General features: G+C 71.7%; 11 protein-coding genes. 10 read left to right on the top strand and 1 reads right to left on the bottom strand.

Annotation, left to right across the window (positions count from 1 at the left end):
- The first annotated feature begins 100 nt into the window (after positions 1–100).
- The gene (locus ACTWQC_RS27075) at positions 101–1036 is read left to right on the top strand and encodes an ABC transporter permease (protein WP_443318422.1); all 936 of its coding nucleotides are present in this window, start codon (positions 101–103) and stop codon (positions 1034–1036) included.
- The gene (locus tag ACTWQC_RS27070) at positions 1029–1817 is read left to right on the top strand and encodes an ABC transporter ATP-binding protein (protein ID WP_443318421.1); all 789 of its coding nucleotides are present in this window, start codon (positions 1029–1031) and stop codon (positions 1815–1817) included. Before ACTWQC_RS27075 ends, ACTWQC_RS27070 begins: the two co-directional genes overlap by 8 nt.
- Before the next feature lie 127 nt (positions 1818–1944).
- On the opposite strand, the gene ACTWQC_RS27065 is transcribed toward ACTWQC_RS27070, so the two are convergent.
- The gene (locus ACTWQC_RS27065; protein WP_443318420.1) at positions 1945–4146 is read right to left on the bottom strand and encodes an MMPL family transporter; all 2202 of its coding nucleotides are present in this window, start codon (positions 4144–4146) and stop codon (positions 1945–1947) included.
- Between the two features lie 78 nt (positions 4147–4224).
- On the opposite strand from ACTWQC_RS27065, the gene ACTWQC_RS27060 reads away from it, so the two are divergent.
- The 8 genes from ACTWQC_RS27060 to hpnH all read left to right on the top strand — a co-directional run bounded on the left by ACTWQC_RS27060 (position 4225) and on the right by hpnH (position 13649).
- Positions 4225–4875, top strand: a complete 651-nt coding sequence (locus ACTWQC_RS27060) for a TetR/AcrR family transcriptional regulator (protein ID WP_443318419.1) — start codon at positions 4225–4227, stop codon at positions 4873–4875.
- 461 nt (positions 4876–5336) lie between these two features.
- On the top strand, positions 5337–6203 hold the full coding sequence (gene hpnC / locus ACTWQC_RS27055) for a squalene synthase HpnC (RefSeq protein ID WP_443318471.1): 867 nt from the start codon (positions 5337–5339) through the stop codon (positions 6201–6203).
- A complete protein-coding gene (gene hpnD, locus ACTWQC_RS27050) occupies positions 6200–7150 on the top strand; it encodes a presqualene diphosphate synthase HpnD (RefSeq protein ID WP_443318418.1) in 951 nt (316 codons plus the stop codon). Before hpnC ends, hpnD begins: the two co-directional genes overlap by 4 nt.
- Positions 7150–8643 carry a hydroxysqualene dehydroxylase HpnE gene (gene hpnE / locus ACTWQC_RS27045; protein ID WP_443318417.1) on the top strand — a complete coding sequence of 498 codons (1494 nt, stop codon included), beginning with the start codon at positions 7150–7152 and terminating at the stop codon, positions 8641–8643. Before hpnD ends, hpnE begins: the two co-directional genes overlap by 1 nt.
- A 5-nt stretch (positions 8644–8648) precedes the next feature.
- Complete coding sequence (locus ACTWQC_RS27040; protein WP_443318470.1) at positions 8649–9758, top strand: polyprenyl synthetase family protein; 1110 nt, start codon at positions 8649–8651, stop codon at positions 9756–9758.
- 128 nt (positions 9759–9886) lie between these two features.
- Complete coding sequence (shc, locus tag ACTWQC_RS27035; protein ID WP_443318416.1) at positions 9887–11956, top strand: squalene--hopene cyclase; 2070 nt, start codon at positions 9887–9889, stop codon at positions 11954–11956.
- On the top strand, positions 11956–12621 hold the full coding sequence (locus ACTWQC_RS27030; protein WP_443318415.1) for a phosphorylase family protein: 666 nt from the start codon (positions 11956–11958) through the stop codon (positions 12619–12621). Before shc ends, ACTWQC_RS27030 begins: the two co-directional genes overlap by 1 nt.
- A gap of 5 nt (positions 12622–12626) precedes the next feature.
- Positions 12627–13649 carry an adenosyl-hopene transferase HpnH gene (gene hpnH, locus ACTWQC_RS27025; protein WP_443318414.1) on the top strand — a complete coding sequence of 341 codons (1023 nt, stop codon included), beginning with the start codon at positions 12627–12629 and terminating at the stop codon, positions 13647–13649.
- Positions 13650–13712 lie beyond the last annotated feature (63 nt).

Genomic DNA, 13712 nt, shown 5'->3' with positions numbered 1-13712 from the left:
CTGAGAGCATCGGTCGTACTGCGGGAAAACGGCTGACACGTCGCCTACGCCTGCCTGCGCCCGATCCGGCAGCGCATTTTGAAGACGAAAGTTTCCATTTGTGAGTGAGACAACGCATGACGGTGCGGTCGCGGTGAGCGCCCGGCCATCCCCTGACGAGGGACTGTCCCCGGCCGAGCTCGCCGCCAAATACGGTCTCTCGGTGAGCGGGGCCCGCCCAGGGCTCGGCGAGTACGTCCGCCAGCTCTGGGCGCGGCGCCACTTCATTCTGGCGTTCTCGCAGGCGAAGCTGACCGCCCAGTACAGCCAGGCCAAGCTCGGCCAGCTCTGGCAGGTCGCGACCCCGCTGCTCAATGCGCTGGTCTACTACTTGATCTTCGGTCTGCTGCTGGACACGAAGAGAGGGATTCCGCACGAGGTCTTCGTCCCGTTCCTGGTGACCGGGGTCTTCGTGTTCACCTTCACCCAGAGCTCGGTGCTGGCCGGGGTACGAGCGATCTCGGGCAACCTCGGTCTGGTCAGAGCACTGCACTTCCCGCGCGCCGCGCTCCCGATCTCGTTCTCGCTCCAGCAGCTTCAGCAACTGCTGTTCTCCATGATCGTGCTGGTGTTGTTCGCCATCGGCTTCGGCAGCTATCCCACCTGGTCCTGGCTCCTGGTCGTCCCCGCCCTCGCCCTGCAGTTCGTGTTCAACACCGGCCTCGCTCTGATCGTGGCCAGGATGGGCGCCAAAACCCCTGACCTGGCACAGCTGATGCCGTTCGTCATGCGGACCTGGCTGTACGGCTCGGGCGTGATGTTCAGCATCCCCCACATGCTCGCGGACAAGGATCTGCCAGGCTGGGTCACCGATGTGCTCCAGTGGAACCCGGCCGCCGTCTACATGGATCTCGTACGCTTCGCCCTGATCGACGGGTACGGATCGGAGTACCTGCCCTCGCACGTCTGGGCGTTCGCCCTCGGCTGGGCGGTCGTCGTCGGCGCCCTGGGCTTCGTGTACTTCTGGAAGGCGGAGGAGAGGTACGGCCGTGGCTGAGCACAACGGTGCCGACCAGGCGCATGTCCCCACCGTCATCGCGGACGACCTGCACATCGTCTACCGGGTCAACGGCGGCACCCGCGGCCGCGGCAGCGCGACCGCCGCGCTCTCCCGGATGATGGGCCGCAGCAAGGGCGCGCCGGGCATGCGCGAGGTGCACGCCGTACGCGGGGTGACCTTCACCGCCTACCGGGGCGAGGCGATCGGTCTCATCGGCTCCAACGGCTCGGGCAAGTCGACGCTGCTGAAGGCGGTTGCCGGGCTGCTGCCGCCCGAGCGGGGCCGGGTCTACACCGATGGCCAGCCGTCGCTGCTGGGCGTGAACGCGGCGCTGATGAACGATCTGACCGGCGAGCGGAACGTGATCCTCGGCGGCCTGGCGATGGGCATGTCGCGCGAGCAGATCCGGGACCGCTACCAGGGGATCGTGGACTTCTCCGGGATCAACGAGAAGGGCGACTTCATCACGCTGCCGATGCGGACGTACTCCTCCGGCATGGCGGCCCGGCTGCGGTTCTCGATCGCGGCGGCCAAGGACCACGACGTGCTGATGATCGACGAGGCGCTGGCCACCGGTGACCGGAAGTTCCAGAAGCGGTCCGAGGAGCGGATCCGGGAGCTTCGGAAGGAAGCCGGGACGGTGTTTCTGGTCAGCCACAACAACAAGTCGATCCGGGACACATGCGACCGGGTGCTGTGGCTGGAGAAGGGCGAGCTCGTCATGGACGGGCCCACCGACGAGGTCATCAAGGCCTACGAGAAGGAGACCAGCAAGTAGGCCGGCCGCGCCGGACGGCACGTATGGCACCCACTGCGCGGCAAGCACGAACAGCACGCACTGCGCGCGAGGCCCCGCCGGGCGATCCGGCGGGGCCTTTCGCGTGTACGCGGGCAGGCGGGCGGAGTCAGACCTTGGCGGGCGTCCGCGCCGGAGCGGGCTCCCCTTCGCTGATGCCCAGCCGCCGATGCAGTCTGCGCAACGGCTCCGGCGCGTACCAGGCCGTACGCCCGAGCAGCCGCATCGCCGCCGGCACGAGGACTCCGCGCACGGCCACTGCGTCGATCAGGATCGCCAGGCCGCTGCCGAGCCCGAACATCTGGATGAAGCTGACGTTCGCGGTGCCGAAGGCGAAGAAGCTCACCGCGAGCAGGCCCGCGGCCATCGTCACGATCCGGCCGGTGTGCGAGAGCCCCTCGGTGACGGCGGTCCGGGTGTCCGCGCCCGCGTCGTGCAGCTCCTTGATCCGGCTGGTCAGGAACACCTCGTAGTCCATCGACAGACCGAACGCGATGCAGAACATCAGGACGGTCATGGAGGTGTCCATCGGCTGGGGCGTGAAGCCGAGCAGCGAGGACAGATGGCCGTCCTGGAAGATCCACACCATGACGCCGATGGCCGCGGTGAGGCTGACGGCGTTGAGCACCAGTGCCCGCAGCGGCTGCACGACGCTGCCGGTGAACAGGAAGAGGATCACGAACGTCGTGCCCGCGACCAGCCCGATGGCGGCGGGCAGCCGGTCGGCGATCGAGTCCTTGGAGTCGACGAGCCGCGCGTCGGTGCCGCCGACCAGCGTCTCGGTCCCGGCGGGCGGATCGACGGCCCGTACGTCCTCGACCAGGTCCTGCGCCGCACCCGACTTGGGCGTGAGGTCGGTGATCAGGGTGATGCGCTGGGCGTCGGGCCGGGCGAGCGCCGCGTTCGCGGGTCCGGGCGGCGAAGACTGCCCCTCGCTGTAGGTACCGGTGGAGGTCTCGACCCGTACGGTGTCGTCGAGCCGCGAGAGTTCGGTCGCGTACGAGCCCAGCGCGGCCGGGGCCACAGGACCCGTCGTGACGATCTGCACCGCCGACTCGTCGCTGCCGGTGAAGTTGTTCTGCACGGCGGTCGCGACCTGCCGGCTCTGGGCGCTCTCGGGCAGCACCCGCTCGTCCGGTGTGCCGAAGGCGACGCCGAGCAGTGGACTCGCGGCGAGCAGCAGCACCGCGAGGACCGGCAGGGCGGTGAGGGCGGGTCTGCGCATGACCGTGCGCGCGAGGCGACCCCAGAGCGGTGCCTCGGCGCTCTGTACGGTCTTGGCCCAGGGCAGGCGGCCGCGGTTGACCCGGTGGCCCAGCACGGCGAGCAGCGCCGGGATGACGAGCAGCGCGCTGATCGCTGCGACGGCCACGACGCCGATGCCCGCGTATGCGAAGGACCGCAGAAAGAACTGCGGGAAGATCAGCAGCGCGGCCAGTGCGGCGGCCACGGTGGCCGCGGAGAAGGTGATGGTGCGGCCGGCCGTCCGTACGGTGCGGCGCAGGGCGTCGGGGACGTCCGCGCCCTCCGCGAGGTGCTCGCGGAACCGGCTGACCAGGAGGAGCGCGTAGTCGATGCCGAGGCCGAGGCCGAGCGCCGTGGTGAGGTTGATCGAGAAGACGGACACGCTGGTCAGGCTGCCGAGCACATAGAGCTGGGCGAAGGTGCCGGCGATCGCGATCAGTCCGATGACCAGGGGCAGCAGGGCCGCGATGATGCTGCCGAAGGCGAGGACGAGCAGGACCAGGATCAGTGGCACGGCGATCGTCTCGGCGAGCGCGAGGTCCTTGGCGACCTGGGCCGGCACTTCGTCGCTGACGGCGGCCGTGCCGCCCGCCTGCACGGTGAGGCCGTTCTTGTCGCCGGTGTACTCGTCGATGAGCGCCTCGGCGTTGTCGCCCTGCTCGGTGTCGTCGCCCTTGACATGCGCCAGCACCAGCGCCTCGTCGCCGTCCCGCGAGGTCAGCGCGGCTGCCCCGGAGTCCCAGTACGAGATCACGTTCGACACGGTCGGCTCGCCCTTGAGCTGCGCGGTGAGAGCGCGGCCGCTGCGCTCGGCGGCGGGCGAGCCGACGGCGCCGTCGTCGGGCCGCACCAGCAGGACCAGGTTGGTCTCGCCGCCGAACTTCTCGTCGATGAGCTCCTGGGCTTGGGTCGACGGCGCGCTGGGGTCCTCGAATCCGCCGCCCAGCAGTTTGCCGAAGGCGCCGAAGCCGATCGCTCCCATGGCGACCACGGCCACGACGCTGAGGGTCAGTACGAGCCGGGCCCGTCGGAGGGCCAGCTCGGCAATGCGGTCGAACACGGTCATCGCCTCCGGATGTTTACGCTATTAACATTGACGGTGGCACAGGATGTTAATGGCGTCAACATCGGGCAGGATGAGGTCATGGGTTCGATCAAGAGCGCAAAGTCCGGCTACCACCACGGGGATCTCCGCAACGCGCTGATCGAGGCCGCTGTCGAGCTGGGAGCCGAGGGCGGACCCGAGCGTGTCGTGCTGCGCGAGGCGGCCCGCCGGGTCGGCGTGTCGCCGACGGCCGCGTACCGGCACTTCACCGGCCACGGAGATCTCCTCGAAGCCGCGAAGGTCCGTGCCCAGCAGGCGCTCGCGGCCTCCATGGCCGAGGCGCTGCGCGCACTCCCCGGCGTCGCCGACCCGGGCGAGGAGGCCGTTCGCAGGACCGAGGCGATCGGGCGCGGGTACGTCCGGTTCGCGATCGAGCACCCTGGCCTCTACCGCGTCGCCTTCTGTCGTACGGCCTCGGCGGAGGCCAGTGGCTTCACCGGCCTCGAGGCCCCCGACGACAGGCCGGAGTTCTCCGCGTTCGTCCTGCTCTCCGGCGTGCTCGACGCGCTCGTCGACACGGGCCGGATGCGGCCGGAGAACCGGCCCGCGGCCGAGATCGCCGCCTGGTCGGCCGTCCACGGCATCTCCCTGCTCATCCTCGACGGCCCGCTCGCACGGCTCCCGGCCGACCAGCGCGACGCGGTCGTGGAGCGCACCCTCACCACCGTCGTCGCGGGGCTGACCCGGTAGTCCTCCCGGCCGACCCCGTCAGCCGGCCGCACGGCCCCGGCGCGGCGCTTTTCCACCGTCAACTTCTATGCGCCCGGGGAAGATTGACCGGTCCGCGCGTGTTGTGGGGACCGGGTAGTCACCCTGACGCGCCCGGGAGTGCTGTACGGCGTAGGCTGTACCGGTGCTGATTCGCGGCAAGTCGGGCACTGTGCCTCCCCGCGGAGAACCCGGACCCCCGACTCGGCGTCGGGGGGGCGGCAGGCCGGTATCGCCGCAGGCGAGCGGGCGGCGTGTCCGAAATAGGATGTTCTGGGTCGGCGGTGTAGAACGGGAGATATGACGGCCATGGCGACGAGTACTCTCCGGCTCCGAGGCACGTCCGCCGTCGCTCCCCGGCGTTGTCCCCCCGCCCCCGAGAGCGCCTCGCCGGGCGGGCCGCGGTGACCGCGGCGACGGACGCTCACGCCCACGCGCGCGCCGTGCTCGGCAAGGCGGCGCGCGAGAACTTTCCCGTGGCGCCGTTCTTCCTGCCACGCACCTGGCGCGGCGACCTCATGGCTGTCTACGGCTATGCCCGCCTCGTCGACGACATCGGCGACGGCGACCTCGCCCCCGGCGGCACCGACGCCGCCCTCCTCGGCGTGTCCCCCGAGCGCGCCGACGACCGCCTCGCCCTGCTCGACGCCTTCGAAGCCGACCTCCGCCGCGTCTTCGACGGCTCCGCCGAGGGCCCGCGGCACCCGCTGCTGCGCGCCCTCCGCCCGGCCGTACGCCGCTGCGGCCTCACCCCCGTGCCCTTCCTCGACCTCATCGAGGCCAACCGCCAGGACCAGCGCACCGGGCGCTACGCCACCTACGACGACCTGCTCGCCTACTGCGAGCTGTCCGCCAACCCCGTCGGCCGGCTCGTCCTCGGCATCACCGGCACCACCACCCCCGAGCGGGTCCGCCGCTCCGACGCCATCTGCACCGCCCTGCAGATCGTCGAGCACCTCCAGGACGTGGCCGAGGACCTCGGCCGCGGCCGTATCTACCTGCCCGCGGAGGACATGAAGCGGTTCGGCGTCGAGGAGGCCGGACTCGCCGCCCCCACCGGGAGCGCGGAGGTGCGCGCCCTGGTCGCATGCGTCGCCGAACGCGCCAGTCTTCAGCTGAATGAAGGCGCCCCCCTCGTGGGTAGCGTCCACGGCAGGCTCAAGCTGCTGCTCGCCGGGTTCGTGGCCGGCGGGCGCGCCGCGCTCAAGGCGATCGCCGCCGCAGGACACGACGTACTCCCTGGACCGCCCAAGCCCACCAAGCTCGCCCTCGTGCGCGAGGTGGGGGCGACACTGCGAAGAGAGGGGTGAGCCGGACCGTGGACGGATCCGTACACGCGTCCGCGCAGGTGCTCGCTGCGTACCGCTACTGCGAGGCCGTGACGGGACAGCAGGCCCGCAACTTCGCCTACGGCATCAGGCTGCTGCCGACCGAGAAGCGGCAAGCCATGTCGGCGCTGTACGCCTTCTCGCGCCGGGTCGACGACATCGGCGACGGCAGCCTCCCCGCGGACGCCAAGCGCGCCAGGCTCGAGGACACCCGCACCCTGCTCGGCCGCATCCGCGAGGGCGGCATCGACCCCGACGACACCGATCCCGTGGCCGTGGCCCTCGCGCACGCGGCGCGGCGCTTCCCGATCCCGCTCGGCGGCCTCGACGAACTCATCGACGGCGTCCTGATGGACGTGCGCGGCCAGACGTACGAGACCTGGGACGACCTCAGGGTCTACTGCCGGTGTGTCGCGGGTGCGATCGGCCGGCTCTCGCTCGGCGTGTTCGGCACCACGCCCGGCGTGCGGGACGCGGAACAGGCCCCCGAGTACGCCGACACGCTCGGGCTCGCTCTCCAACTCACCAACATCCTGCGGGATCTCAGGGAGGACGCCGAGGGCGGCCGCAGCTACCTCCCTGCCGAGGACCTCGCCAAGTTCGGCTGCTCCGGGGGCTTTCACAGCGCCGAACCGCCGGTGGGCTCCGACTTCACCGGCCTCGTCACCTTCGAAGTCCAGCGTGCCCGCGCCCTGTTCGCCTCCGGCTTCCGGCTGCTGCCCATGCTCGACCGGCGCAGCGGCGCCTGCGTGGCCGCAATGGCGGGCATCTACCGGCGGCTGCTCGACCGCATCTCCCGCGATCCGGAGGCCGTGCTGCGCGGGCGTGTCTCCCTGCCGGGCCGCGAGAAGGCGTATGTGGCGGTGCGCGGCCTGTCGGGCCTGGACGCCCGGTACATCTCCCGGCAGACGGTCCGGAGGCGGGCCTGATGTCCACGCGCGCGAACGGCCGTGACGACGCAGCGAGTCCGAGTGCGGCAGCCCGCTCCCAGGGGGTGGCTGTGGTGATCGGGGGCGGAATCGCCGGGATCACCGCCGCGCTCGCGCTGGCGGACGGCGGTCTGCGGGTGACCCTCGTCGAGGGCCGGCCGCGGCTCGGCGGCCTCGCCTTCTCCTTCCGCCGCGAAGGGAAGGCGGGCGAGCTGAGCGTCGACAACGGTCAGCACGTCTATCTGCGCTGCTGCACCGCGTACCGCTGGTTCCTCGACCGGATCGACGGCAGCCGCCTCGCACCGCTCCAGGACCGGCTCGACGTACCCGTCCTCGACGCCCGGGGGCTGCGGCTCGGTCGGCTGCGCCGCACCGCGCTGCCGGTGCCCCTGCACCTGGCCGCCAGCCTCGCCCGCTACCCCCACCTCTCGCTGGCCGAGCGCGCCCAGGTCGCCCGCGCCGCCCTCGCCCTCAAGGGCCTCGACCCGGCAGACCCGGCCCTGGACGGCACCGACTTCGCCACCTGGCTGCACCGGCAGGGCCAGTCGCCGCGCGCCGTCGAAGCCCTGTGGGACCTCGTCGGCGTGGCGACCCTCAACGCCCGCGCCGCGCAGGCCTCTCTGGGGCTCGCCGCCATGGTGTTCAAGACCGGCCTGCTCTCCGAGCCGGGCGCCGCCGACATCGGCTGGTCCCGCGTACCGCTCGGCGAATTGCACGACACGCTCGCGCGCGCCGCCCTCGACAAGGCCGGGGTTCGCACCGTGCTGCAGGGGCGCGCCCAGGTCGTCAGCCGCGCCGCCGACCGGGGCTGGCTCGTCGACATCACCTCAGGACCCAGGGGCAGCGGGGCCGGGCACACCGGCTCGGAGCAACTGCACACCGACACGGTCGTCCTCGCCGTACCGCAGCACGAGACCCACGGCCTGCTGCCCGACGGCGCCCTCGAGGACCCCGACCGGCTGCTGTCCATCGGCACATCGCCGATCCTCAACGTCCATGTCGTCTACGACCGCACCGTGCTGCACCGCCCCTTCTTCGCGGCGCTCGGCACGCCCGTCCAGTGGGTCTTCGACCGTACGGCCGCCTCCGGGCTCACCGGCGGCGGCCAGTACCTGGCCCTCTCCCAGTCCGCGGCTCACGACGAGATCGACACGCCGGTCGCCGCGCTGCGCGAGCGCTATCTGCCCGAGCTCGAGCGGCTGCTGCCCGCCGCCCGGCGCGCGCGGGTGCGCGACTTCTTCGTCACCCGGGAGCGCACAGCGACGTTCGCCCCGGCACCGGGCGTCGGACGGCTCCGCCCAGGGGCCCGTACCCGTGCTCCCGGCCTCTTCCTGGCCGGCGCGTGGACCGACACAGGCTGGCCCGCGACCATGGAGGGCGCCGTCCGCAGCGGGATCACCGCGGCGGGCGCGGCACTCGCCCAACTCGGCCGCCCGCACCTCAACCCTCACCCCGCCTTCGGGCGGGGGAACCCCCAGCCGGAGGCGGCATGAGCACGATGAGCACCACGAGCAACACCAGCACGACCACAGGACACAGAGGAGAGACCGTGTCTTCGCAAGACCCGGCCAAGGACACCGCGGGCGTCGCGGCGCTGCTGGAGCGCGGACGGACGCTCGCCACGCCGGTGCTCCGCGCCGCCGTGGACCGGCTCGCCCCGCCCATGGACACCGTGGCCGCCTACCACTTCGGCTGGATCGACGCGGAGGGACGCCCCTCCGCCGCGGACGGCGGCAAGGCGGTGCGCCCCGCCCTCGCCCTGCTGTCCGCCGAGGCCGCGGGCGCCCCGCCCGAGGTCGGTATCCCCGGCGCCGTCGCGGTCGAGCTGGTGCACAACTTCTCGCTGCTGCACGACGACCTGATGGACGGTGACGAGCAGCGCAGGCACCGCGACACCGTGTGGAAGGTGCACGGCGCCGCCCAGGCCATCCTCGTCGGCGACGCCCTCTTCGCCCTCGCCAACGAGATCCTGCTGGAGCTCGGCACCGTCGCGGCGGGCAGGGCGACACGCCGGCTCACCACCGCCACCCGCAAGCTGATCGACGGTCAGGCCCAGGACATCAGTTACGAGCACCGGGAGCGGGTCAGCGTCGAGGAGTGCCTGGAGATGGAGGGCAACAAGACCGGCGCCCTGCTGGCCTGTGCCTGCTCCATCGGCGCGGTCCTCGGCGGCGCGGACGATGACCTGGCCGACACGCTCGAGGCGTACGGGTACCACCTCGGCCTGGCCTTCCAGGCCGTCGACGACCTGCTCGGCATCTGGGGCGACCCGGAGGCCACCGGCAAGCAGACCTGGAGTGACCTGCGGCAGCGCAAGAAGTCCCTCCCGGTCGTGGCCGCGCTGGCCGCCGGCGGGCCCGCGTCGGAGCGGCTCGCCGAACTCCTCGCCAGGGACGCCAAGAGCCACGATCTGTCCAACTTCGACGAGCACGCCTTCGCCACCCGCGCGGCGCTGATCGAGGAGGCGGGCGGCCGCGAGTGGACCTCCAGCGAGGCCCGCCGCCAGCACACCACCGCCATCGAGGCGCTGAGCCGGGTGGAGATCCCAGGACACGTCCGGGAGCAGTTGGTGGCGCTCGCGGACTTCGTGGTCGTGCGAGAGCGATGATGGGCGGCCACGTCATATAGCTCGCAGTCGCCGGCCGGAAGCCCGTACGACCTCCACGGATTGACGGACGGGCCCGGCCGACGGCAAGCCCCAGCACAGCAGAGGAACCACTGCACGGAGGGGAAGCCATGACAGCGACGACCGGCGGCAGCGGCGGGGCGGTACCGCCTCAGGAGCACGCGGCCGCCACGGCAGAAGTGCCCGCACCGGTCCGTGAGCCCTCGGGACCGCCCGAGGAGGCCCCCGGCACGCAGGCCGCCGCCGAGCGGGCGACCGCCCGGGCGGTCGAGCACCTGCTCGGTCGGCAGGACGCCGAGGGCTGGTGGAAGGGCGACCTGGAGACCAACGTCACCATGGACGCCGAAGACCTGCTGCTCCGTCAGTTCCTCGGCATCAGGGACGAGAGGACCACCCAGGCCGCCGCCCGCTTCATCCGCTCCGAGCAGCGCGAGGACGGCACCTGGGCCACCTTCCACGGCGGGCCCGGCGAGCTCTCCACCACCATCGAGGCGTACGTCGCGCTCCGGCTCGCCGGGGACGCGCCCGACGCGCCGCACATGGCGGCCGCCTCCGCCTGGGTCCGCGCCCAGGGCGGCATCGCCGCCTCCCGGGTCTTCACCCGCATCTGGCTCGCGCTCTTCGGCTGGTGGAAGTGGGAGGAGCTGCCCGAGCTGCCGCCCGAGCTCATCTACTTCCCGAAGTGGTTCCCGCTCAACATCTACGACTTCGGCTGCTGGGCGCGGCAGACCATCGTGCCGCTCACCGTCGTCTCCGCCAAGCGCCCTGTACGGCCCGCTCCGTTCCCCCTCGACGAACTGCTCCCGCCCGTCGCCCACCGCCACCCTCATTCGAAGGCGCTGCGCGCCTCATTGGATTCCGCGCGCCCCAATCCCCCGCGCCGCAAGGCCCTCGCCACCACCTGGGACGGCGTCTTCCAGCGGCTCGACCGGGCCCTGCACGCGTACCACAAGGTGGCGATCCCCGGGCTGCGCAAGGCGGCGATGCGGTCGGCCGCCCGCTGGATCGTCGAGCGGCAGGAGAACGACGGCTGCTGGGGCGGCATCCAGCCCCCGGCCGTCTACTCGATCATCGCTCTCCACCTGATGGGCTACGACCTCCAGCACCCCGTGCTCCGCGCGGGCCTCGAATCGCTCGACCGGTTCGCCGTGTGGCCCGAGGACGGCAGCCGCATGATCGAGGCCTGCCAGTCACCGGTCTGGGACACCTGCCTCGCCACGATCGCGCTCGCGGACGCAGGGCTGCGCCCCGACCACCCGGCCCTGGTCAAGGCCGCGGACTGGATGCTCGGCGAGCAGATCGTACGGCCGGGGGACTGGTCCGTACGGCGGCCGGGGCTGCCCCCGGGCGGCTGGGCGTTCGAGTTCCACAACGACAACTACCCCGACATCGATGACACCGCGGAAGTCGTTCTGGCGCTGCGCCGTGTACGGCACCCGGACCCCGGGCGGGTCGACGCCGCGGTCGGGCGGGGCGTGCGCTGGAATCTCGGCATGCAGTCGAAGAACGGCGCCTGGGGCGCCTTCGACGTCGACAACACCAGCTCCTTTCCCGACCGGCTGCCGTTCTGCGACTTCGGCGAGGTCATCGACCCGCCGTCCGCCGACGTCACCGCGCACGTCGTGGAGATGCTCGCGGCCGAGGGCAGGGCGCACGACAGCCGCACCCGGCGCGGTGTCGCATGGCTGCTCGCGGAGCAGGAGGACTGCGGCGCCTGGTTCGGCCGCTGGGGCACCAACTACGTGTACGGCACGGGGTCGGTCGTCCCCGCGCTCGTGGCCGCCGGGATCCCCGCCTCGCACCCCGGGATCCGCCGCGCCGTCGCCTGGCTGGAGAGCGTCCAGAACGACGACGGCGGCTGGGGCGAGGACCAGCGCTCGTACCCCGACCCCGAGTGGATCGGGCGCGGCGCCTCCACCGCGTCGCAGACCGGGTGGGCGCTGCTCGCCCTGCTGGCGGCGGGGGAGCGGGACGGCAAGGCCGTGCAGCGGGGGGTGAGCTGGCTCGCGCAGACGCAGACCGAGGACGGCACCTGGGACGAGCCGTACTTCACCGGCACCGGCTTCCCCTGGGACTTCTCGATCAACTACCACCTCTACCGGCACGTGTTCCCGCTCACGGCACTGGGCCGGTACGTCCACGGCGAGCCGGATCTGCTCAGACACCCGCAGGGGGCCTGATGGCGGACGCCCCCGGCGCGCCGGCCCGCACGGCACCGCTGCTGATCGCCTGCGCGCTCGGCATCGAGCGGCTGGCCCTGCGCAGCGGCGCCGCGCCGGGGCCCGTGACCATCCTGCGTACGGGCATGGGCCCGCAGGCCGCCGAGCGGGCCATGGCCCGTGCGCTCGGTGACGATCCCTCGGCCTCGGACGCGGCGGTGATCGCCACCGGCTTCTGCGCGGGCCTCGCACCCGGGATGCACCCCGGGGACCTGGTCGTCGCCGACGAGACCCGCGACGCGGCGGGTCGTACCGTCTGCACCGGCACCGATGTGCTCGCCGCGGCGCTCGCGGAGCTCGTCGCGAACCGCCCGGGCCGCCCCGGCCGCGCCATCCACACCGGGCCGCTCACCGGCTCCGGCCACGTGGTGCGCGGTGCTGAGCGGGCCGAATTGCGCGCCACCGGCGCCATCGCCGTCGACATGGAGTCCGCGGCCACGCTCCGCAGCGCCGTGCGCGCCGGGCCCCGCCCGGTTGCGGCCGTACGGGTGGTCGTGGACGCTCCAGAGCATGAGCTCGTCCGAATCGGGACACTGCGCGGTGGAATATCAGCTTTCCGAGTCCTGCGCGCTGTCCTTCCGGCTTTCTTCGAATGGCACCGTTCTTTACTGCTCCCCAGGAGGTGAGCCAGATGGCCATGCCGCTCCGCCAGACCATCAGGGTCGGGACGTATCTCCTTGAACAGAGGCTCCGGCGTCGCGAGAAGTTCCCCCTGATCGTCGAGCTCGAACCGCTGTACGCCTGCAATCTGAAGTGCGAGGGATGCGGCAAGATCCAGCACCCGGCCGGCGTGCTCAAGCAGCGCATGCCGGTCGCGCAGGCGGTCGGTGCGGTGCTGGAGTCCGGCGCGCCGATGGTTTCGATCGCGGGCGGCGAGCCCCTGATGCACCCGCAGATCGACGAAATCGCCCGGCAGCTCGTGGCCCGGCGGAAGTACGTGTTCCTTTGCACGAATGCGCTGCTGCTGCGTAAGAAGATCGATAAATTCCAGCCGTCGCCGTACTTCGCTTTCGCCGTGCACATCGACGGGCTGCGAGAGCGGCATGACGAGTCGGTCGCCAAGGAGGGCGTGTTCGACGAGGCGGTGGCGGCCATCCAGGAGGCCAAGCGGCGCGGCTTCCGGGTCACCACCAATTCGACGTTCTTCAACACCGACACCCCGCAGACCGTCATCGAGGTGCTCAACTACCTCAACGACGACCTGCGCGTGGACCAGATGATGATCTCGCCTGCCTACGCTTATGAGAAAGCCCCCGACCAGGAGCACTTCCTGGGTGTGGAGCAGACCCGGGAGCTGTTCAAGAAGTCCTTCGCGGGCGGCAACCGGCGGCGCTGGCGGCTCAACCACAGCCCGCTCTTCCTGGACTTCCTCGAGGGCAAGGCGGACTTCCCGTGCACCGCGTGGGCGATTCCCAACTATTCGCTCTTCGGCTGGCAGCGGCCCTGCTACCTGATGGCCGACGGGTATGTGCCCACGTACAAGCAGCTGATCGAGGAGACCGACTGGGACGCGTACGGGCGCGGGAAGGACGATCGCTGCGCGAACTGCATGGCGCACTGCGGATACGAGCCGACGGCCGTGCTCGCCACCATGGGGTCGCTCAAGGAGTCCCTGCGCGCGGCACGGGAGACGGTCACCGGGAACCGCGGGTGACGGCCGCGCCCGGCGTGAGCGTGGGCTGAACGAGCTGGGCTGAGCAAGCTGGGCTGAACAGGC

This window comes from Streptomyces sp. 8N616 (genome assembly GCF_052246385.1).
Classification (GTDB): domain Bacteria; phylum Actinomycetota; class Actinomycetes; order Streptomycetales; family Streptomycetaceae; genus Streptomyces.
The sequence above is the reverse complement of the archived record's forward strand: the minus strand, read 5'-3'. Positions and strand labels throughout refer to the sequence as shown.